General features: G+C 62.6%; 24 protein-coding genes. 7 read left to right on the top strand and 17 right to left on the bottom strand.

Features of this window, described 5'->3' with window-relative positions; genetic code table 11:
- From KBB36_RS17525 to KBB36_RS17490, 8 genes are all read right to left on the bottom strand, one after another.
- Positions 1 to 218: hypothetical protein (locus KBB36_RS17525; RefSeq protein ID WP_290983907.1), on the bottom strand; the 218-nt coding region annotated here is incomplete at its 3' end.
- Between the two features lie 60 nt (positions 219 to 278).
- Positions 279 to 1,022: an amino acid ABC transporter ATP-binding protein gene (locus KBB36_RS17520; protein ID WP_290983903.1), complete on the bottom strand. Its 744-nt coding sequence runs from the start codon at positions 1,020 to 1,022 to the stop codon at positions 279 to 281.
- Between the two features lie 14 nt (positions 1,023 to 1,036).
- Positions 1,037 to 2,125, bottom strand: coding sequence for an amino acid ABC transporter permease (locus KBB36_RS17515; RefSeq protein ID WP_290983901.1), 1,089 nt, complete (start codon positions 2,123 to 2,125; stop codon positions 1,037 to 1,039).
- Between the two features lies 1 nt (position 2,126).
- Entirely contained in the window at positions 2,127 to 3,317 is a 1,191-nt protein-coding gene (locus KBB36_RS17510) for an amino acid ABC transporter permease (protein WP_290983898.1), read from the bottom strand.
- A 133-nt stretch (positions 3,318 to 3,450) separates the two neighbouring features.
- A complete protein-coding gene (locus tag KBB36_RS17505) occupies positions 3,451 to 4,473 on the bottom strand; it encodes an amino acid ABC transporter substrate-binding protein (protein WP_290983895.1) in 1,023 nt (340 codons plus the stop codon).
- 295 nt (positions 4,474 to 4,768) lie between these two features.
- Positions 4,769 to 5,788: an amino acid ABC transporter substrate-binding protein gene (locus KBB36_RS17500; RefSeq protein ID WP_290983892.1), complete on the bottom strand. Its 1,020-nt coding sequence runs from the start codon at positions 5,786 to 5,788 to the stop codon at positions 4,769 to 4,771.
- Positions 5,789 to 5,847: 59 nt separating this feature from the next.
- Complete coding sequence (locus tag KBB36_RS17495) at positions 5,848 to 6,291, bottom strand: YqaA family protein (RefSeq protein ID WP_290983889.1); 444 nt, start codon at positions 6,289 to 6,291, stop codon at positions 5,848 to 5,850.
- Between the two features lie 14 nt (positions 6,292 to 6,305).
- Positions 6,306 to 7,697 (bottom strand): M20 family metallopeptidase, encoded by a 1,392-nt coding sequence (locus tag KBB36_RS17490; RefSeq protein ID WP_290983886.1) that lies wholly within the window; start codon positions 7,695 to 7,697, stop codon positions 6,306 to 6,308.
- 103 nt (positions 7,698 to 7,800) lie between these two features.
- Between KBB36_RS17490 and metC the strand changes: the two genes are divergently transcribed.
- From metC to KBB36_RS17475, 3 genes are read left to right on the top strand one after another with little or no spacing between them, the layout of a single operon-like run.
- Positions 7,801 to 8,979: a cystathionine beta-lyase gene (metC, locus tag KBB36_RS17485; RefSeq protein WP_290983883.1), complete on the top strand. Its 1,179-nt coding sequence runs from the start codon at positions 7,801 to 7,803 to the stop codon at positions 8,977 to 8,979.
- 7 nt (positions 8,980 to 8,986) lie between these two features.
- Positions 8,987 to 9,844: a glycosyltransferase family 2 protein gene (locus KBB36_RS17480; RefSeq protein ID WP_290983880.1), complete on the top strand. Its 858-nt coding sequence runs from the start codon at positions 8,987 to 8,989 to the stop codon at positions 9,842 to 9,844.
- 11 nt (positions 9,845 to 9,855) lie between these two features.
- Positions 9,856 to 10,614, top strand: a complete 759-nt coding sequence (locus KBB36_RS17475; protein ID WP_290983877.1) for an enoyl-CoA hydratase-related protein — start codon at positions 9,856 to 9,858, stop codon at positions 10,612 to 10,614.
- 7 nt (positions 10,615 to 10,621) lie between these two features.
- Here the strand turns inward: KBB36_RS17475 and KBB36_RS17470 are convergent, their stop codons facing one another.
- From KBB36_RS17470 to KBB36_RS17430, 9 genes are all read right to left on the bottom strand, one after another.
- Entirely contained in the window at positions 10,622 to 10,903 is a 282-nt protein-coding gene (locus tag KBB36_RS17470) for a type II toxin-antitoxin system RelE/ParE family toxin (RefSeq protein ID WP_290983875.1), read from the bottom strand.
- A gap of 3 nt (positions 10,904 to 10,906) precedes the next feature.
- Entirely contained in the window at positions 10,907 to 11,173 is a 267-nt protein-coding gene (locus KBB36_RS17465; RefSeq protein ID WP_290983872.1) for a ribbon-helix-helix protein, CopG family, read from the bottom strand.
- 353 nt (positions 11,174 to 11,526) lie between these two features.
- Positions 11,527 to 12,012: a Fur family transcriptional regulator gene (locus tag KBB36_RS17460; protein WP_290983869.1), complete on the bottom strand. Its 486-nt coding sequence runs from the start codon at positions 12,010 to 12,012 to the stop codon at positions 11,527 to 11,529.
- Positions 12,013 to 12,060: 48 nt separating this feature from the next.
- A complete protein-coding gene (locus tag KBB36_RS17455) occupies positions 12,061 to 12,903 on the bottom strand; it encodes an alpha/beta hydrolase (RefSeq protein ID WP_290983867.1) in 843 nt (280 codons plus the stop codon).
- Positions 12,900 to 13,967: a branched-chain amino acid ABC transporter permease gene (locus KBB36_RS17450; RefSeq protein WP_290983864.1), complete on the bottom strand. Its 1,068-nt coding sequence runs from the start codon at positions 13,965 to 13,967 to the stop codon at positions 12,900 to 12,902. Before KBB36_RS17450 ends, KBB36_RS17455 begins: the two co-directional genes overlap by 4 nt.
- A 19-nt stretch (positions 13,968 to 13,986) precedes the next feature.
- Complete coding sequence (locus KBB36_RS17445; RefSeq protein WP_290983861.1) at positions 13,987 to 15,009, bottom strand: branched-chain amino acid ABC transporter permease; 1,023 nt, start codon at positions 15,007 to 15,009, stop codon at positions 13,987 to 13,989.
- Positions 15,006 to 15,749 carry an ABC transporter ATP-binding protein gene (locus KBB36_RS17440; protein ID WP_290983858.1) on the bottom strand — a complete coding sequence of 248 codons (744 nt, stop codon included), beginning with the start codon at positions 15,747 to 15,749 and terminating at the stop codon, positions 15,006 to 15,008. Before KBB36_RS17440 ends, KBB36_RS17445 begins: the two co-directional genes overlap by 4 nt.
- Positions 15,742 to 16,515, bottom strand: coding sequence for an ABC transporter ATP-binding protein (locus KBB36_RS17435; protein ID WP_290983856.1), 774 nt, complete (start codon positions 16,513 to 16,515; stop codon positions 15,742 to 15,744). The genes KBB36_RS17440 and KBB36_RS17435 overlap by 8 nt, the downstream gene beginning before the upstream one ends.
- Positions 16,516 to 16,575: 60 nt before the next feature.
- Positions 16,576 to 17,772, bottom strand: a complete 1,197-nt coding sequence (locus tag KBB36_RS17430) for a substrate-binding domain-containing protein (protein WP_290983853.1) — start codon at positions 17,770 to 17,772, stop codon at positions 16,576 to 16,578.
- Positions 17,773 to 18,036: 264 nt separating this feature from the next.
- On the opposite strand from KBB36_RS17430, the gene KBB36_RS17425 reads away from it, so the two are divergent.
- The 4 genes from KBB36_RS17425 to KBB36_RS17410 all read left to right on the top strand — a co-directional run.
- Positions 18,037 to 18,657 (top strand): TetR/AcrR family transcriptional regulator, encoded by a 621-nt coding sequence (locus KBB36_RS17425; RefSeq protein WP_290983849.1) that lies wholly within the window; start codon positions 18,037 to 18,039, stop codon positions 18,655 to 18,657.
- Positions 18,654 to 19,418 (top strand): enoyl-CoA hydratase/isomerase family protein, encoded by a 765-nt coding sequence (locus tag KBB36_RS17420; protein ID WP_290983846.1) that lies wholly within the window; start codon positions 18,654 to 18,656, stop codon positions 19,416 to 19,418. The genes KBB36_RS17425 and KBB36_RS17420 overlap by 4 nt, the downstream gene beginning before the upstream one ends.
- A 14-nt stretch (positions 19,419 to 19,432) precedes the next feature.
- Positions 19,433 to 20,917 carry a long-chain fatty acid--CoA ligase gene (locus KBB36_RS17415; RefSeq protein ID WP_290983843.1) on the top strand — a complete coding sequence of 495 codons (1,485 nt, stop codon included), beginning with the start codon at positions 19,433 to 19,435 and terminating at the stop codon, positions 20,915 to 20,917.
- The coding region (locus KBB36_RS17410; RefSeq protein ID WP_290983840.1) for a MaoC/PaaZ C-terminal domain-containing protein at positions 20,914 to 21,193 on the top strand (280 nt) is incomplete at its 3' end. The genes KBB36_RS17415 and KBB36_RS17410, both read left to right, overlap by 4 nt.

Raw genomic sequence — 21,193 nt, 5'->3', positions numbered from 1 at the left:
GGCCAGACCGCACGGCACAAGGCTTCGTCCCGCCGGGCAAAACAGGCCAGCAGAGTTTCAACGGTGCAAAGCGGAGTTTGGTCGCAGGCCTGTGCTGCGGCAGGGCCGCCGATCAAGCGGTATTGGCCGGGCGGATCAGGCTGCGGCCGATCCGTGGCATGGCTGCCGCTGGCGGCAACCAACAACAGGAAAACAACGAGTGTCTGGCCAAATCGCATGGCTTCCTCCCGGCATGCTGCTGCCGGGAGGATAGCACAGGATAGTGCAGTAGAACTGGCTTAGTGCAGAATCTGACCCAGGAAGGTGCGGGTGCGCTCGTTCTGCGGGTTACCGAAGAACTCGTCCGGGGTGTTCTGCTCCACGATCTCGCCACGATCCATGAAGATCACCCGATGCGCTACCGCCTTGGCGAAGCCCATTTCATGGGTGACACAAAGCATGGTCATGCCGCCCTCTTCGGCCAGCCCGATCATCACATCGAGCACTTCCTTGACCATTTCCGGGTCCAGCGCCGAGGTCGGCTCGTCAAACAGCATGATCTTGGGATTCATGCACAGCGAGCGGGCAATGGCGACGCGCTGCTGCTGGCCGCCGGAAAGCTGGCCAGGGAATTTCTTGGCCTGCTCCGGGATACGCACCCGCTCCAGATATTTCATCGCCGTGGCCTCGGCTTCGGCCTTGGGCTTCTTCAGCACCCAGATCGGCGCCAGGGTCAGGTTCTCCAGCACAGTGAGATGCGGGAACAGGTTGAAATGCTGGAAAACCATGCCAACGTCCTTGCGGATCACCTCAATATTCTTGAGGTCGTTGGTGAGTTCCGTGCCATCCACCAGAATCTGGCCCTGCTGGTGCTCCTCCAGCCGGTTGATGCAGCGGATCATGGTGGATTTGCCTGAGCCGGAAGGGCCGCAGATCACGATACGCTCGCCCTTGGTGACCGACAGGTTGATATTGCGCAGCACATGGAACTGGCCATACCACTTGTTGACGTTACGCAATTCGATGGTGGACTGGGTTGCCATTGGATCAAATCTCCTCAGCGCTTATGGCCGGTGGCAAGCCGGGCTTCCAGGGCCTGGCTGTATTTCGACATGGAGAAGCAGAAGGCGAAGTAGATCACCGAGACAAAGATATAGGCTTCAACCGAGAAGCCCTTCCATGCCGTGTCGGTGAGCGACGCCTTGGTGGCGTTCATCAGATCGAAGATGCCGATGATCACCACCAGCGAGGTATCCTTGAACACCGCGATGAACAGGCTGACCATTGGCGGGATCACGATCTTGAGCGCCTGCGGCAGGATGATCCGGCCCATCTTGTTCCAGTAGCTCAGGCCCAAAGCATCGGCAGCCTCATACTGCCCCTTCGGGATTGCCTGCAAACCACCACGCACTACCTCAGCGATATAGGCCGCCGAGAACAGGATGATGGCAAGCTGGGCGCGCAGCAGCTTGTCGATGGTGACGCCTTCCGGGAAGAATAGCGGCAGCATGATCGACGACATGAACAGCAGCGAGATCAGCGGCACGCCACGGATCAGCTCGATATAGACCACGCACAGGGTCTTGATCGCCGGCATCTTGGAGCGCCGGCCGAGCGCCAGCACCAGGCCGAACGGAAAGGCGAAGCCGATACCGAAGGTGGCCAGGATCAGGGTAAGCGGCAGGCCGCCCCAATTGGTGTTCTGCACATAGCTGAGGCCAAACACACCACCCCACATCAACACCGCGATAATGGTGAGGCCGCCAATCCAGATATAGAGCAGCTTCATGTTCCAGAAGCGCCGCATGCAACTGGCCACGATCAAGGCCGTGTTGATCGCCGCCGCCAGCAGCGGGCGCCACTGCTCGTCATAGGGGTAGAGGCCAAACAGGATCAGCCGGTGCTTCTCAACAATGAAGGCCCAGCAGGCGCCGCCACTGCCGCGACAGGCTTCGGCGGTGGGGGCGGTCCATTTCGCCTTGATGAAGGCCCATTCGATAAAGCCGGGCAAGGTGAACAGGATCAGCAAAGCCGCCAGCACGGTGAGGATGATGTTGAGCGGCGAGGAGAGCAGCTTCTCCCGCACCCAGCCGACAATGCCGGTCTGGCCCGGGGGCGGTGCGAGGGTTTCGGTCATGGTCGCCATGTCAGCGCTCCACCAAGGCGATATGCTTGTTATACCAGTTCATGAACAGCGAGATCGACAGGCTGAAACTGAGATACACCCCCATGATGATGAGAATGCCCTCAATCGCCTGGCCGGTCTGGTTCAGCGTGGTATTGGCAATCGACACGATATCGGGATAACCGATGGCGATGGCCAGCGAGCTGTTCTTGGTAATGTTGAGATACTGGCTGGTCATCGGCGGCACGATAACGCGCAATGCCTGCGGCAGCACCACCAGGCGCAGCACCAGGCTGCGGCGCAGACCAAGCGCCGCAGCAGCTTCCCATTGGCCGTAATACACCGCCTGGATGCCGGATCGCACCACCTCGGCGATGAAGCCGCCGGTATAGATCACCAGTCCGGCCAGCAGGGCGGCATATTCCGGCGACAACGTGGCGCCACCGGAGAAATTGAAGCCCTTGAGTTCCGGGATATCCAGTTCCATCGGCGCGCCGCCGATCAGCCAGCCCAGGATCGGCAGGCCGATGATCAGGCCAAGGCTGACACGGATCAGCGGAAAGGACTGACCGGTGGCATCCTGGCGCTTCTTGGCCCAATTCGCCACCAGCACTGCCAGAACAATGGCAAGCAGGAATCCAAAGGCCGCCAGATCATAGGCAAAATGATCGGTGGGCGCCGGCACCTTCACGCCGCGATTGGAGATGAACACGCCGGGCAGCGGATTAAGCGCCTGGCGCGGGCCGGGCGCAATTTCAGTGATCAGCGCATACCAGAAGAAAAGTTGCAGCAGCAGCGGGATATTGCGCACCACCTCAACATAGACCGAGGCGATCTTGGCGATCAGCCAGTTCTTGGAAAGGCGCGCGATACCCATGATGGTGCCGAGCAGGGTGGCCAGGATGATGCCCACCACGGCGACCCGCAATGTATTGAGCAGGCCAACCAGGATGGCGCGGGCATAGGTGTTTTCCGGGCCGAAATAGATCGGGCTTTCGCCAATGGCGAAGCCGGCTTCCTGTGCCAGAAAGCCAAAGCCTGACGCGATCTTGCGCGTCTCCAGATTATGCAGCGTGTTGCTGACCAGATACCAGATGCCAAGGCCAACCAGCCCCAAAGCGACAACCTGATAAACGACGGCACGAACCGTCGGGTCGTTCCAGCTCAGGCGACGCTTAGGCGGTGCCGAGCCAGTGATCCCCGTATGAGCCATGTGCCCCCCATGGCTAGATGTTGCACTTCCCGGCTGCCGAAAACAGCCGGACTACCTTGATACGCAAACGGCCTGGGAGAGTCCCTGCCCCCAGGCCGCCGCGTTTACGCTATGGCTTTAACGGCCACCTGGCTCAACGGATCGGCCAAGCATACATCAGGCCACCCTTGGTCCACAGTTCGTTCGGACCACGATCCAGCTTGAGGGCGCTGCCCTTGCCGACGTTACGCTCGAAGCTTTCGCCGTAATTGCCGACCTGCTTGATGATGTTGTAGGCCCACTTCTCGTCAACGCCGAGCGCCTTGCCCATGCCCGGGGTGGCACCCAGGATGCGCTTCACGTTCGGATCCGTGGAAGAAGCCATCATCTGGTCAACATTGGCCGAGGTGATGCCGTATTCCTCGCCTTCAACCATGGCGAAGAGCGACCAGCGCACCAGATCCATCCACTGGTCGTCGCCATGACGCACCATCGGGCCGAGCGGCTCCTTGGAGATCACTTCCGGCAGCAGGATATGCTCTTCCGGCTTCGGGGTCTGGGTGGCACGCACCGAGGCAAGCTGCGAACGATCCGTGGTGAACACGTCGCAACGGCCCGACACATAGGCGCCGACAACTTCATCCTGCTTCTCGATCACCACCGGCTTGAAGCTGAGCTTGTTGGCGCGGAAATAATCGGCAAGGTTCAGTTCTGTGGTGGTGCCCGGCTGCACGCAGACGGTGGCGCCGTTCAGTTCCTTGGCGCTCTTCACGCCCAGCTTGACCGGCACCATGAAGCCCTGGCCGTCATAGAAATTGACGGCAACGGCATTCAGGCCCAGCGCGGTGTCGCGCTGCAAGGTCAGCGTGGTGTTGCGGGTCAGCACGTCGATTTCACCCGACTGCAAAGCCGTGAAACGCTGCACCGGGGTGAGCGCCACCACTTCATGCTTGCTGGCATCGCCAAACAAAGCCGCCGCGATCGAGCGGCACACGTCCACGTCGATACCCGACCACTTGCCCTGGCTGTCCGGCGCGCTGAAGCCGGAAACGCCGGTGGACACGCCGCACATCACCTTGCCGCGCGCCTTGACCGCGTCCAGCGTCGCGCCCGCCTGGGCGCCCTGGGCCGCCAGCACGAGTACCGCAGCAGCAGCGGCCGATTTCAGAAATTGCATGGGTTATCCCCTTCCCTGTTTTGAACAAACCATTCGTCGGTTGTGGATTTGGTTCCCTCAAACCCTGTGCGTAAACTATCACGTTTGCACAAACCCCGACAACCCAGCCTAATCCACGGTCAACGCACCGTGCAATCTTTCCAGGCTGCCATGTTCGTTAGCAGTTTTTGTACCAAGTGCAGAATTCGCTGATTTTGCGGCGCACAATGAGCAAAGGGGCGAACATGCTGCTCGCCCCTTGCCCATATCAGCCGCATTTGCCCGTTAATCCGGCAAAGACCGCAAACGGATTATTTTAGCGGATCGGCCATGCGTAAATCAGGCCGCCCTTGGTCCACAGCGCGTTGACGCCACGCTCCAGCTTCATGCCACTGCCCTTGCCGACATTGCGCTCGAAGCTGTCGCCGTAATTGCCGACCTGCTTGACGATATTGTAGGCCCATTTCTCGTCAACACCGAGTGCCTTGCCCATGCCCGGGGTGACGCCAAGCAGGCGTTTCACATTCGGATCATTCGATTTCAGCATCTCGTCGACATTTGCCATGGTGACGCCGTATTCCTCGGCCTCGATCATGGCAAACAGCGCCCAGCGCACCAGGTCCTGCCACTGATCGTCGCCATGACGCACATACGGCCCCAGCGGCTCCTTGGAGATCACTTCCGGCAGGATCACATAATCATCCGGATTGGCGCTGCGCAGCGACCGCGCCGAGGCAAGCTGCGAGGTATCCGAGGTATAGACATCGCAGCGGCCGGCGAAGAAGGCGGCCACCAGTTCGTCCAGCTTCTCAAACACCACTGGCTTGAGGTCCAGCTTGTTGGCGCGGAAATAGTCGGCCAGGTTCAATTCCGTGGTGGAACCGGATTGCACACAGACGCTGGCACCGCTGAGTTGCTTGGCGCTTTTCACCCCCAGCTTGACCGGCACCAGAAAGCCCTGGCCGTCATAGAAGGTGACACCGGTGGGGTTGAGGCCGATGGCGGCATCACGCTGCAAGGTCAGCGTGGTGTTGCGCGACAGCACGTCGATCTCGCCGCTCTGCAAGGCGGTCAGGCGCGCCTGCGAGGAGAGCGGCACATACTGCACCTTGCTGGCATCGCCAAACAAAGCCGCCGCAACGGCGCGGCACACATCCACGTCGATGCCCTTCCACTCGCCCTTGCTATCCGGCGCGCTGAACCCGCCCAGCGACGTGTTCACGCCGCAATGCAGCACACCACGCGCCTTCACGGCATCAAAGGTGGCGCCGGCCTGGGCAACAAGCGGCGTCAGCAGCATGGCGGCTGTGAGCGCAAAGGCTTTGACTGTCTTCATGGTCCCCTACCATTTATATGACAAATTTATGACAGGGGTAGTTTGGCGCCTGCCCCAGCCTAATGCAAGAGCGCATCAGCCAGCCCAAGCAGCAAGGCATAACGCGCTGTCTTGGCCAGCGCCACGATGGGCAGAAAACGCCAGAACGGATAACGCAGCAGGCCGGCCGCCAGGGTGAGCGGATCGCCGATTATCGGCAGCCAGGATAACAGCAGGCTCCAGCCGCCGAAGCGCTGAAACCGCAATGCGGCCTTGTCAAGTTGCGCCGGCCCGACCGGAAACCAGCGCCGATGCTGAAAATGCAGCAGGTAGCGCCCGAGCAGCCAGTTCAGGCATGAACCCAGCGTGTTGCCGCTGCTGGCAATCAGCAACAACAGCCAGACCGGCGCCAGCCCTGCCTGCTGCGCCGCCAGCACGGCAGGCTCGGAAGGCACCGGCACAATGCTGGCTGCCAACAACGTCCAGCCAAAAATCCCGGCCAGCGACAGCGCAGCGTCGGACACGCTTCAGGCGCCGCTTATTGCAGCGGCGAACCTTCACCCAGATCCCACAACAGGCCGGCCATCATCGCCAGCCCTTCGCGCATCACCGGCAGCAGCACATGCTCGTTGGGCGCATGCTGCGAACAGGCGGCATAGGAATGCGGCACCCAGACAGTGGGCAGTCCAAGGGTTTCCGAGAAAACATCGTTCGGCAACGAGCCACCAAGATTGGGCAGCAGGGCCGGCTTCACGCCGGTAGTGCGCGCCACCGAAGCCACCGCCCATTTCACATAAGAATGTTCGGGATCAAGCCGCGTGGCCCGGAAATATTCGGTGCGCGCCAGGTCAACCTGCACCACACCCAGGCCCTGGCGCTGCAAATGCCGGCGCAAGGCGGGCAGGAATTGCTGCGGATCGGTACCGACGACAAAACGAATCTGGCAATGCGCCGTCGCCTTGCCAGGGATGGCATTCACCGGGGCTTCCGGATTGCCGGTCTTGAACGCCAGCACATCGAAGCTGCACCAGCCATAAACCCGTTCCGGCGGGGTCAGGCCCGGCTCACCCCACCAGGCATCCACGGCGGGGCCGTCGCTGCCGCCGCCCACAGTGCAATCGGCCAGGGCGGCACGCACCGAGGCCGGCAATTCCGCCGGCACCCATTCCGGGATACGAATCTGCCCGGTGGGCGAAGCAATCGACGCGATGGCATGCGACAGGATGATGCCCGGATCGGCCAGCAGGCCGCCCCAATTGCCGGAATGATGCGCGCCATTACGCAGATCGACGGTGAGGTCAAAATTCATTGCACCGCGCGAGCCGCAATACAGCGTCGGCCGTTCGGGCGACAGGCGCGGGCCGTCGGAAGCCAGGAACAGGTCAGCACCCCAGCTTTCGCGCTGCTGCTTGCAGAAAGCATCCAGGCCGGGTGAGCCAACTTCCTCGCCGGTCTCCAGCAGCAGCACCACATTAAAGCCCAGCTTGCCGCCACGCGCCTTCAGCACCGCCGCCAGCGCGGCAATATTCACAGTATGCTGGCCCTTGTTGTCGGCTGTGCCGCGGCCATAAAGCTTTTCGCCTTCCTGCACAATCTGCCAGGGCGACAGGCCGCTGCGCCATTGCGCATCCTGGCCGCGAATCACATCGCCATGACCATAGGAGAATAGTGTGTGCCTGGCGCCCGGCTCGCGCCGCGTCGCCACCAGGAACGGGCCGCCATTGGGCGCCGGATTGGGGTGGATTTCACAGGTAAAGCCCAGCGCCTCCAGGCTGCCGCGCATCTCTTTTTCAAGATAATCGCCCAGCACCGCCCGGCGGTCGGGATTCTGGCTTTCGGTGGGAATCGCCACCCGGCGGGCCAGATCGGCGGTGAAACCGCCGTGGTCGAGATAATCGGTGGCGGCACGGATAGCGGTTTCACGGGTCATGTCGGGGCTCCCTGGCAATTATTCTCATACATACAACTCCGGCCTCAGGCTGGAAAGCGCCGGCCGGCTTTGCGATAGTCGGCAGCCTCACTGGAGTTCAGCCATGCAAGACGAAACCAAGCTCGCCACCCTGGGCCGCGATCCCGAAGGCCATCATGGCGCGGTGAATATCCCGGTCTATCGCGCCTCCACCATCCTGCAACCCGATCTGAAAACCCTGAAGCAGGTGCAGGCGGCGCGTGAACGCGACGAGCAGGTGGTGTCCTATGGCCGTATCGGCACGCCGCTGACCTATGCGTTTGAGAATACCCTGGCCGAACTGGAAGGCGGCTATCGCGCCATGGGCTTCCCCTCGGGCGCCGCGGCCTGTTCCGGCGCACTGCTGGCGGTGCTGAAAGCCGGCGACCACCTGCTGATGGTGGATACCACCTATGGCCCGACCCGGCATTTCTGCGACACGGTGCTGAAACGCTTCGGTGTTGAAACCACCTATTACGACCCCACCATCGGCACCGGCGTGGCCGCGCTGTTCCGCTCCAATACCAGGGCGATCTTCACCGAAAGCCCTGGCTCGCTCACTTTCGAGGTGCAGGATATTCCGGCCATCGCCGAAATCGCCCATAAGCATGGCGCCAAACTGCTGCTCGACAATACCTGGGGCACACCGCTCTATTTCAAGAGCTTCCAGCATGGCGTTGATCTGTCGATCCATTCGGCCACCAAGTATATCGTCGGCCATTCCGATGCCCAGCTTGGCATCGTGATCGCCACCAAGGAAAGCTGGCCGGATTTGCGCGACAGCACCCGCGCCATCGGCACCGCTGCCGGACCGGACGAGGTTTTCCTCGGCCTGCGTGGCCTGCGCACCATGGCGGTGCGGCTGGAGCGCCATATGCGCAGCGCTATCGAGATTGCGCATTGGCTGCGCGGCCGGCCGGAAGTGGCGGCGGTGTATCACCCGGCCTTGCCGCAAGACCCGGGCCATACCCTGTGGCGCCGTGACTTCCTCGGCGCCTGCGGCCTGTTCGCCTTTGAACTGAAGCAGAGCTTCAACGAAACCCAGGTGGCGGCTTTTGTCGACGATCTGGAATTATTCGGCATCGGCTATTCCTGGGGTGGCTTCGAGAGCCTCGTGACCGTGGCCATGCCGCATCGCCTGCGCACCGCCAATCCCTGGACCGGGCATGGCGCGCTGCTGCGCCTGCATATCGGCCTTGAGGCAGTGGATGACCTGCGCGACGACCTCAAGGCTGGCTTCGAGCGGCTGAACAAAGCCGGCTGAGCCAGGCATGGGCGTTTCCGCCATTATCGTCGCCTATAACAGCGGCGCCGTGATCGGGCCCTGCCTCGACAGTCTGGCCGGGGTGGATGAAATTATCGTGGTGGACAATGCCGCCGATGCCGCGCTGGCGCTGCGGCACGGCATCCGCTACATCCGCAATCCGCGCAACGAAGGCTATGGCAGCGGCAATAATATCGGGGCTGCGGCAGCCAGCCATGACTGGCTGCTGCTGGTCAACCCCGATGCCGCCTTGCAGCCGGATGCGCTGGCAGCTTTGCTGCGGGCGGCACAGCTCTATCCCGATGCCGCGCTGCTGATGCCGCAAATCCTCAATCCCGATGGCAGCATCGAGCCAAGCCATGATGCCGGCTTGTTTGATAAGCGCGCCATGCCGCGCCGGCGCAGCGATCCACCGCCCGAAGGCGATCTCTGTGCCGATTTCATGTCTGGCGCGGTGCAGTTGATCCGGCGCGATGCCTTCCTGGCGGTGGGCGGCTTCGATCCCGCCATCTTCATGTATTACGACGACGACGACCTGTGCCTGCGGCTGCGCCGCGCCGGCCATGCCCTGGTGCGGGTGCAGGCGGCCCGAGCCTATCATATCGGCGGCGGCTCGTCGGGCGGCAGTGCAAGCGTGCTGCGCCTGAAACACCGCAACATGGCCTGGTCGCGGCTTTATCTGGAACAGAAATATAATGGCCGAGGCGCGGCCTGGCGCCATGGCCTGGCCTTGCTGCTGCGGCGCCTTGGCAAAGGCTGGCTCTATCGCCTGAGCGGCAACCGCGCCAAGGCGGCCCGCGACCTGGCCTATGCCAGCGGCTTTGCCGATTTCCTGCTGGGCCGGCCGGCGCCTAGAAATCTGTGAGGGAGAAAACCATGAGCCAGGATGTGCTGACTGAAACCCAAAACGGCGTGCTGACCATCACGCTGAACCGGCCGGCGAAGAAAAACGCCCTCACCGCCGCGATGTATGCCGCCGTGGCCGATGCCCTGGCCGCAGCCCAGGCCGATGCGGCAATCCGCGTGGTGGTGCTGACCGGCGCCGGCGGCGCCTTCACCGCCGGCAATGATCTGAATGATTTTCTCAGCAATCCGCCGCGCGGCGAGGAAACCCCGGTGGCGCGTTTCCTGCGCGGCATCAGCACCTTCGAAAAGCCGCTGATCGCGGCGGTAGCCGGCGTTGCCGTGGGCGTGGGCACCACGATGCTGCTGCATTGTGATCTGGTCTATGCCGCGCCCTCGGCCCGGCTGCAATTGCCCTTCGTCAACCTGGCGCTGGTGCCGGAAGCGGCCTCGTCGCTGCTGCTGCCGCGCCTTGTGGGCCACCAGAAAGCGGCGGAATTGTTCTATTTCGGCGAAGCGTTTGACGCCGAAACGGCGCAGAGCCTCGGCATCGTCAATGCCGTGGTGGCGGAAGACCAGTTGCTGGCCCATGCCCAGGCCCGCGCCGCTTTGCTCGCCAAAAAAGCGCCCACCGCCATGAAGCTGGCCAAGCAGCTGATGCGCCAGCCGGCCGCCGATGTGGCAACCCAGATGGCCGCCGAAAGTGTGCATTTCGGCAACCAGCTCAAATCCGCCGAAGCCCGCGAGGCGATGACCGCCTTTTTCGAAAAACGGGCGCCGAATTTCGGTTGAGCCAGTTTCAGCGCGGTGGCCAATCCTGCGCCCCATGCAGCAAGCGCAGGATGCGGATGTTATCGCCGCGGATATCGTAAACCAGTCGCCAGGGCAGCGATGGCAATACCAATTCGCGGGTATCCTCGATAAGCCCTGGTCGGCCACGTTGCGGGAAAAGGCTCAGCGACGCAGCCGCTTCACGTAAAACGCCACCGATGCGCCGGGCCTGAATGGGATTGTCCTGGGCAATGAAACTGATCGTGGCCAGAAAGTCGTTCTCTGCCAGGGGCGTCCAGACAACCCGCATCACTCAGGCCGCGCCGCGCCTTTTCTCCGCCGCATCGAGGATCGCTTCCATTTTGGCCATCACCTCGTCATGCGGGATCAATTCGCCGGCATTGGCCTGGTCCAGCCCCTCCTGCACCCGGGCGCGCAGCCAGATATCGTAGCTGGCATAACTTTCCAGCGCCTCGGCGATGATCGCAGATTTGCTGCGGCCCTGGCTTTCGGCGATGCGGCCAATGGCTTCATCCAGGGCAGGATCGATGCGGGCGGTGATGGTGCTGGTCTTGGGCATGCGAATACAATGTATTACATTGTATTCAGCGTCAATCCGGTTTTAGAGCACGCTGCGATTAGATTGACGCGCTGCGTTGCGTCTGGAGGCGGTAGGCCGATAGGAGAAGCGCGCAGCAGGTACCTTGCGGTACCTGCAAGCGTTTCGACGGCCCAAGCTCGCGAGCGTCCAGTGGACGCTCGTGTGCGCAGGGCGATGCCGCCTCCAGGCGCAACCCCGGAGGGGCCCCGGGCGCTTTTGCGTTTTGCGCGTGTCGCCCGGCTTGTACGTAGCACCACTACGCCCGGCGCCGGGCTCCTCCGCAAAACGCAAAATCGCCGCGGCGCAGTGCATCAATCTAATCGCAGCCCGCTCTAGCTCTGGCCCTTGCGCTGGCAATCGCGGCACAGGCCAACCACTTCGATGGTCTGGCGCTCGACGATGAAGCCGATTGAGCCGGCATTCTCGCGAATCCGCTGCCCAAGCTGGGGGTCGCTGATTTCCGAGGCGGTGCCGCAATTGCGGCAGAGGAAAATCTCCTGCTGCCGTTCATGCCCCGGCTCGGTGCAGCCAATGAAGGCATTCAGGCTTTCCACCCGATGCACCAGGCCAGTATCAATCAGGAAATCGAGCGCGCGATACACCGTGGGTGGCGCCACTTTCTGACCATCACGGCCGAGCTGGCCAAGCAGGTCATAGGCACCGGCCGGCTTGTGGCTGTTCCAGATCAATTCCAGCACGCGGCGGCGGATCGGCGTCAGCTTGGCGCCAATACTGGCGCAATGCTGCTCGGCCCGACTCAGCGCATCGGTGATGCAGGCATCGTGGTCATGATCATGGTGGTGGGCTGGGGCAGACACGGCTCTGATCTGGCTGGCGCGGGAACGAATCGAGCCGCAGTATAGGCCTCAGCGCAGGAATTGGGCAATCAGCGCAATCTGCTCCGGGCTATCCAGCGCCGGGGCATGGCCGATACCGGGCATTTCCACCAGCCGCGCCTTGGGGCCACGTTCGGTCATTGCCTTCGCCGTGGCCGGCAGCAGCAGGTCGGAAACCGCGCCGCGCAGCAGAAGGGTCGGCGCCGTGATCTGGTCATAGATCGGCCAGGCATCGCCATTGGAACCCGCCGCCTGCTTGCCCAGCACGGCGGCAATCTGCGGATCATAATGCGGCGTCACCCGGCCATCCGGCAGCCGGCGATAGGAGGTTTCAACCAGCCGGCGCCAGCCTTCGGCGCTGGCGATGCCAAACGGCGCGTAGATAGTGCGGAAATAGTTTTCCAGCTCGCCGATACTGTCAAAAGCCGGTGGATTGCCGGCATAGCTCAGGATGCGCTGCACGGCTTCCGGGGCGATTTCCGGGCCAACATCATTTAGCACCAGATGGCTGATACGGTCCTTCAGCATATAGGCTGCCGCCACCATGCCGATCAGGCCCCCCATCGAGGTGCCAACCCAGCGCGCCTGCGTGGCGCCGAGATGCTCCAGCAACGCCGCTGCCTGCCGGGCATAAAACGGCACGGTATATTCCTGGTCCGGATCGGCACTCCACTGGCTCAGGCCGCGACCGATGGTATCCGGCGCCACGGCATAATAATGCGGCGCCAGTGCCTCGCCCAAAGCGGTGAAGTCCCAGCCATTGCGGGCAAAGCCATGCCACATCACCACCAGCGGCGCCCCCGGCCGGCCCCAGGCCTGAATATGCACTTCGCGCCCGAGCAAGTTGACGTAATGCGATGTGTTTGTGGTCACTTGCCGATACTCCGCAATTTGCCAACGATGCCGGTGGGGAAATAATACACACTGAGCACAAACAGGATGCCGAGCCAGAGCAGCCAGCGATCGGCATGGAAAAGCTGCGGCAGCAGCGGAATCCCGGCCGCCGCCGTGGCCTCGCTCACCTGCCCCATCAGCACTTGCAGGTAATTCTGCGCCAGGATGAACAATGTGGCGCCGATCACCGCGCCATACAGCGTGCCCATGCCGCCGATCACCACCATCAGCAGGATATCCACCATGATGGTGAAGCTGAGCGTGGTATCCGGATTGGTATAGCCATTCCACAAGGCGATCAGCACGCCGGCCAAAGTGGCCATGCCAGCTGACAGGCAATTGGCCAGCGAGCGGTAGACCACCACGCGATAGCCCAGCGCCTCGGCACGGAATTCATTTTCGCGGATCGCCTGCAACACGCGGCCGAAGGGCGAATTCACCACCCGCAAAGCCAGCAGGAACAGCAGCAGCGCAATGATGAACAGCAGATAATAGGCAATGATCTTGCCGTTGATCGTAACGCCGAGGAAATCCTCCTCGAAGGGCCGGAACGAACGCCGCAGCAAAGCCGGCACCGAGAAGGACCGGCCATCCTCGCCGCCGGTGAAATCGGAAAGCTGCGAGGCCAGGATGGCAAAGGCCGAGGCCACCGCCAGGGTGATCATGGCAAAAAAGATCGCCCGCACCCGCAGGCTGAACAGGCCGATCAGCAGCGCCAGCAAAACTGCGATGCAGATGGCGCCGGCAACACCCAGGCCCAGCATGCCCCAATGCGGCTCGGTATCATGCAGCACCACCGCCACGCCATAACCGCCGATGCCGAAGAACATGGTATGGGCGAAGGAGACGATGCCGGTATAGCCGAGCAGCAGATCGTAGCTCGCCACCAGGATGATGAAGATGCAGATTTTTGCTGCCGTGTTGAGCGGCTGGCTGCCATCGAACAGGAAAGGCGTCAGCGCCAGGCCGAACAGGATCAGCAGCAGCAGGGCGGCCAAAGGCTTGGAGCGCGGATAATCGCCGGAAAGCAGGCTATGCAGCATGATTATGTCCTTTCCCCGCCTAGCGCTTCGCCACCGGGAACAGCCCCTGCGGCCGCCACAGCAGGATCAGCACCATCAGCAGGATGCTGGAGCCGAGCGCCAGCTTGGGCGCCAGGAAGCCGGTGTAATTGGCGATCAGCGCCACCAGCAGCGAGCCGACGAAACAGCCGCCGACCGAGCCGAGGCCGCCGATGATGATGACGATGAAGATCAGCACATTGACCTCCATGCCCATGCCGGCAGTCAGGGTCTGGCGATAAAACGCCCATAACACACCGCCCAGCCCCGCCAGCGCCGAGCCGGCGATGAACACGCCGACAAACAGGCGGCGGATACGGTAGCCGAGCGATTCCACCATTTCCGGATTTTCCACCCCGGCGCGGATCAGCAGGCCGATCTTGGTGCGGTTGAGCACGCCATACATGGCTAGAAATACCGCCAGGCCCAGCACCACGGCAATGACGCGGTATTTCTCCATCGCCGCCTCGCCGATCACAAAGGCGCCGCGGAAAGTTTCCGGCAGCTTGATCGGGATCGGGCTGGCGCCCCAGATAACATGGATCATCTGCTCGGCCACGATCATGCCGCCCATGGTGATCAGAATCTGCTTCAGATGCTGGCCATAAACCGGGCGGATAATCACACGCTCGAAGGCATAGCCCAGCGCGCCGGTAACCGCCATCGCCACCAGGATGCAGAGCAGCAGCACGGCGATATTGAGCCACACATTATCGGCCACCACCCAGCCCTGTAGCGGCACCAGCACAATCAGCGCCACATAGGCGCCGAACGAGATGAATACGCCATGGCCAAAATTCAGCACGTCCATCAGGCCAAAAACCAGCGTGAGGCCGGAAGCCATCAGGAAGATCATCATGCCCATGGCCAGGCCGGCCACGGTGAGCGTGACCCAGGTGGACGGGCTGCCAACCAGCGGCAAGGCTGCCAGCGCCAGCACCGGCACCAGCAGGATCGGCAGCCAGTCGGTCTTGATCTTGTGCAGGGCGTTGGGAACCGCCACGGAACCGCTGCTGCCGCTCATTGATGCGCATCCATGCTGAGGCCGAGCAGACGCTGCTGCATGGCATTGTCCTCGGCCAGTTCCGCCATCGCGCCGCGATGCACGATATGGCCGTCATCCATCACCGCCACATGGTCGCCCAGCAGCTTGGCTGCGGTGAAATTCTGCTCCACCAGCAGGATTGTCGCGCCGGTCTGCTTCAATTCGCGGAAAGCCGAGATCATGTTCATGATGATGGCCGGGGCCAGGCCCTTGGTCGGCTCGTCGATCAGCAAAAGTTTACGCGGCTCGATGATGGCACGCGAGATCGACAACATCTGCTTCTGGCCGCCTGATAGCGAGCCGGCCGCCAGGGTCCAGAATTTTTCCATCGCCGGGAACAGGCCAAAAATCCATTTCAGCCGGTGTGAGTCTATCTCGCCGTCGCGCGCCGCCAGGATCATATTCTCGCGCACCGTCAGGTCGGCGAAAATGCCCATATTCTCCGGCGTGTAGGCGATGCCGGAACAGGCGATATCGGGGGTGCCGAGGCGGGTGATATCCTGTCCATCAAACAGCACCTGGCCCTGGCTCGCCTTCCACAGCCCCATGATGGTGCGGAGCGTGGTGGTCTTGCCGGCGCCGTTACGACCCAGCAGCATGGTGAGTTGGCCCTTCGGCACGGCGAAATCCACGCCATGCAGGATATGATATTGCGCGATATGGGTATGCACGCCGCGCAGTTCGAGCATCGGGGTTTGCATTGCCGGCGCCTCAGCCATCGGTCTTCTCCGGCATGATGCCGAGATAGGCTTCCTGCACCACCGGCGAGGCGATCACCTCGGCCGGCTCGCCATCGGCCACCAGGCTGCCGTTATGCAGCACGATGATACGGTCAGCCAGGCTGCGCACCACATCCATCTTATGCTCCACCAGCAGGATGGTCTTGTTGCCGCGCGCCTTCACGGCGCGGATCAGGTCCAGCACGGTGGGCACTTCATCCACGCTCATGCCGGCGGTCGGCTCGTCGAACATGAACACATCAGGTTCCAGCGCGCTCAGCAGGGCCACTTCCAGCTTGCGCTGGTCGCCATGCGGCAGCGCGCCAACCATGGCGTCGCGCTTATCCAGCATGTTCACACTGGCGAGAATGGCATCGGCCTGTTCGATCAGGTCGCGGCGATGGCTCCAGAGTTGCAGCAATTGCAGGCCGGCACCGGCGCGCGACTGCACGCCCAGGCGCACATTCTCCATCACGCTCAGATTGGGAAACAGATTGGTCAACTGAAAGGCACGGCCCAGGCCGCGCTTGGTGCGCGACGAAGCCGGCAGGCCGGTGATGTCATGGCCGGCGAGCAATACCTGCCCGGCGCTGGCCTTGAGCTGACCGGAGATCAGGTTGAAATAGGTGGTCTTGCCGGCGCCGTTCGGCCCGACAATGGCGGTCAGCGTGCCGGGATGGAAGGCGCAGCTCACCGCGTTCACGGCCACATGGCCGCCGAAACGGATGGTCAGGTCGCGGGTTTCAAGCGAAGGGGCCGAGGTCATGGCATATCCGGGATAAACCGGGGCGGCAGGCCAGCCGCCGCCCCGGACTGTTTGATCGGCTCAGCGCTTGTTGCGGATCGGCAGCGGCATCTGCTCTTCGGTGATGGTCTGCACCAGTTCGAGCAGATCGTTGTCGTTCTTGCCGTCCTTCTTGACGCGGAAATGATACATCGGCTGCATCGCCTGATGGTCATCCTTGCGGAAGATCATGGTGCCCTTCGGCGTGTCGAAGGCCATGCCTTCCATGGCGGTGATCAGCTTCTCGGTGTTGGTGCCGCCGGCGCGCTGCACGGCGGTGAGCACGGCGGAAGCCGCTGCCACGCCACCCGCAGTGAAGAAATCCGGCGGGCTGTTGAAACGCTTGGTGTGTTCAGCCACCAGCCAATCGTTCATCGGGTTCTTCGGGAAGTCATAATAGTAATAGACAGCGCCTTCCATGCCCGGATAGGGCTTGTACAGCTTCATCACCGGCAGGATGTTGCCGCCCGGCGCCAGTTCAATGCCAAAACGCTCCGGCTTCAGATCGGCGATCTTCGGCAGCGGATGCGGGCCGGCCCAGATGATGCTGATCACCTTCTTGCCCGGCTTGTCCTTCAGCGCATCAAACAGGCGCTGCGCCGAAGCGGTGAAATCCGTGGTCTGCTGCGGCGCGTATTCCTCGAACACCACCTTCACATTCGGGCGGATCTGCGCCAGGGCGTCCTTCACCGCCTTCACACCATCGCGGCCGAAGGCGTAATCCTGCGCCAGCATGCCCACATTCACTTCGCCAGTGGCGGGCAGCGCGGCGGCGCCGGCATAGGCATCCTGCATCGAATTGCGCGACGTGCGGAAGATGTAGCGGTTCCAGTTGGCGCCGGTGATTGCATCGGCCACCGCCGGCTCCACAACCAGCACCTTCTTGTATTCCGCCGCGATCGGCAGCATAGCCAGGGCAGCACCGGAACCGGTGGTGCCCACAGCGATATCCACCTTGTCATCGGCATAAGCCTGTTCCAGCAATGCCTTGGCCTGATCCGGCTTGAACTGGTCATCCTTGACGATCACTTTGATCTTCTTGCCCTGCCAGGTCATGGTGCCCTTGGTCAGGTATTCCAGGCCAAGCATGAAGCCGGCCTCGGTCTGCTTGGCATAGGCTTCCAGCGGCCCGGTCTTGCTGGCAATCAGCGCGATCTTGAGTTCCTGCGCCATGGCCGGCGCCGTGCTGAGCCCGGCCAGAGCCACCGCGAGACCGGCGGCCTTCATCATGCGTTGCATGTTCCCTCTCCCTTGGTTTGAACGCGACTTGATCGGTTCTTGAAGTGCCATCACCTGCCATGCGGGAGCGACGCGAGCCATGGCCAACCTTGGGCCAGACTGGTTCCCTCCCAAAACATGACACTTGATTCATGTTTCGCCTATTCATAGACCCGGGCGTGGCTTCGGTCAACAAGGCATTTCAGTTACAGGCGGCTTGACAAGCGGCGCCCAAGGCGCGACTTCTTACCTGACATTCGATTCATGTTTCACATGATGGCGACAATGAAGAAACCCGGGGGGAAGCGGTCTCTGCCGGCGCCCAAGACCGGGCGCGGCGAGATCACCAGGCGCAAGATACTGGACGCCGCCAAGCGCGATATCGGTCGCAAGGGCTTTGGCGACGCATCCGTCAGCACGATCACTGCCGAGGCCGGCGTGGGCCAGGGCACCTTCTACATCTACTTCCGCAGCAAGGAAGATGTGATGCATGAACTGGTGCTGCATATGGGCCGTCAGTTGCGCCAGCATCTTACCGAAGCCACGGCCACGGCCAAAACCCGGCATGATGCCGAACGGCTCGGCCTGCGCGCCTTCATCGAATTTGTGCGCAAGGACCCAGATCTTTATCGCGTGGTGGAAGAATCGCAATTCGTCGATGCCACCATCTACCGCAGCTATTACACCGAATTCGCCAAGGGCTATCGTGCCGCCCTGGCTGCCGCCGAACAACGCGGCGAATTGCGCCCGGGCAAGGCGGATGGCCATACCGAGGTGCGCGCCTGGATGCTGATGGGCATCGCCGTATTCCTCGGCCAGCGCTATGGCCTGTGGGAACCCAAGGCGCCGCTGGATGCTGTGGTGGATACCGCCATGGACATGATTGCGCACGGCCTGTTCAAATGAGCCTGGTTCGGCTCGACCAGGCTGGCGGCGTGGCGCGCCTCACCCTGGCGCGGCCGGATCGCCATAACAGTCTGGTGCCGGCGCTGCTGACCGATCTGCTGCGCCAGATTGATGCCGTGGCGGCACAGCCCGGGCTTGCCGCCGTGGTGTTGCAGGCCGAGGGCCGCAGCTTCAGCACCGGCGGTGATGTGCGCGGTTTCCACGCCGTTGCACAGGGCGAACGCCGCGCCTATGCCGCGGCTTTGGTGGGTGATCTCAACCGGGCCATCCTGGCGCTGTATGATCTGCCCTGCCCGCTGCTCGGCCGCCTGCAAGGCCCGCTCACCGGCGGCGCGCTCGGCCTGCTGCTGGCCTGCGATCTTGTCGTTGCGGCGCCGCAGGTATTCCTGCAACCCTATTACGTCGATGTTGGTTTCAGCCCGGATGGCGGCTGGTGTGCGCTGCTGCCCGGCCGCATCGGTGAAGCCGCAGCACGCGAAATCCAGTTGCTGAACCGCCGCGTCGCCGCCGAGGAGATGCTGCGCCTTGGGCTGGTGCAGGCGGTGACCTCCGATCTCGACGGCACGCTTGAGGCTTGGCTGAATGCCCTGAACAGCAAACAGGCCAATGCCGTGGCCTGCACCAAGCGGCAATTGCTGCCGCCGCAACGCCGCAACGCCATGGCGGCCGCGCTGGAAGCCGAGCGGCAGAGTTTCATTGAACAGATCGACAGCGAGGCGACGCAGGCCGGCATGGCGCGTTTCCTTGCCAAATCGGCGTGACGGGAGGAAGCCGGATGCAATATGTGCCCGACCTGGCCGCCAAGCGAGCTGAACTGACGCCCGAGCGCGTCGCCTTCGTAGACGTGGAAACCGGCCACCAAACCAGCTATGCCGCGCTCAATGACCGCGCCAGCCGCTTTGCCGCCGCCCTGTCCGGGCTTGGCATCGCGCCCGGCGACCGCATCGCTATCCTGTGCCTCAATACGCCGGTATTTTTTGAAATGCTGCTCGGCTGCGCCAAGGCCGGCGTGATCCTGGTGCCGCTGAACTGGCGCCAGCCGGCACCGGAACTGCGCCCGATCCTGGCCGATAGTGGCGCCGGCCTGCTGATGCATGATGCCGAGCATGCCGCGCTGGCAGCCGAACTCGGCGCCGCAAAGCTGCTGTCGCTGGCCGATTATGAAACGCTGCTGGCGCGCACCGCGCCGGGCATGTTTGACCAGCGCTGGCCGACGGATCGGGTCTGGTATCTGCTCTACACATCCGGCACCACCGGCAAACCCAAGGCGGTGATACAGACCATCGGCATGGCCTATGCCAATTACGTCAATGTCTGCCAGGCCATCGACATGACCGGGCAGGACAGCACGATCAATTTCCTGCCGCTGTTTCACACTGCCGGGATCAACCTCTACACCCTGCCGATGCTGATTGCCGGCGGCTGCGTGCAGGTGCTGCGCAAGTTTGACGTGGATGCCTGCATGCGGCTGATCCAGGCCGGCCGGTGCAGCCTGTTTTTCGGCGTGCCGGCGATCTATCAGGCGATCAGCCTGCATCCGGCTTTCGCCAGCACCGATTTCAGCGCCGTGCGCGCCTGGGGCTGCGGCGGCGCGCCGTTGCCCGAGCCGCTGATCCGGCTGTTTGCCGCGCGCGACATCACGGTGTGCAACGGTTTCGGCATGACCGAGACCGGGCCGACTGTGTTCCTGATGGACCGTCGCGAGGCGCGCAGCCGCATCGGCTCGGTGGGCAAGCCGCAAATCCTGACCGAAGTGCGCCTGGTGGATGATGCCGGCCGCGATGTGGCCGAGGGCCAGTCTGGCGAAATCTGGATGCGCGGGCCGAATATCACGCCGGGCTATTTCAACAATCCGGCAGCCACCCGTGCAGCACTGACCGAGGACGGATGGCTGAAATCCGGCGATGTTGGCCGGCGCGATGCCGATGGCTATTACTTCATCGTTGACCGGATCAAGGACATGTACATATCCGGCGGCGAGAATGTCTATCCAGCCGAGGTGGAGGCAGTGATCTATCGCTTCCCCGGCGTGCTGGAATGTGCCGTGCTGGGCGTGGCCGACGAAAAATGGGGCGAAGTGGGCTGTGCCGTGGTGCTGCCACAGCCCGGCGGCAGTATTGATGCCGAAGCCCTGCGCCAGTATTGCCGCGCCAATCTGGCCGCCTACAAAGTGCCGAAGCGGATCGAAGTGGTGGCGGAATTTCCGCGCACCGCTGCCGGCAAAATCCGTAAACATATCCTGCGCGAGTTACTGTCATGACCCCCATCATCCTGGAGCGTAGCCTGAGCCAGACCGAGTTTGACCTTTTTGCCCAGGTCAGCGGCGACAACAACCCGATCCATGTCGACCCGGCCTTTTCCGCCCGCACCCGCTTCGGCCGCACCGTCAGCCACGGCATGCTGCTCTACAGCGTCATCTGGGGCCTGCTGCGCCGGCAGCATCCCGGGGCAAGGCATCAGCACCAGAATCTGATGTTTCCCAACCCGGCCTATGCCGACGAAGCCTTGCGTTTCACGCTCACCCCGCAAGGCGCCG

It is taken from the genome of Ferrovibrio sp., from assembly GCF_017994015.1.
Taxonomy (GTDB): Bacteria; Pseudomonadota; Alphaproteobacteria; order Ferrovibrionales; family Ferrovibrionaceae; genus Ferrovibrio.
This window is presented reverse-complemented; position numbering and strand designations above follow the sequence as displayed.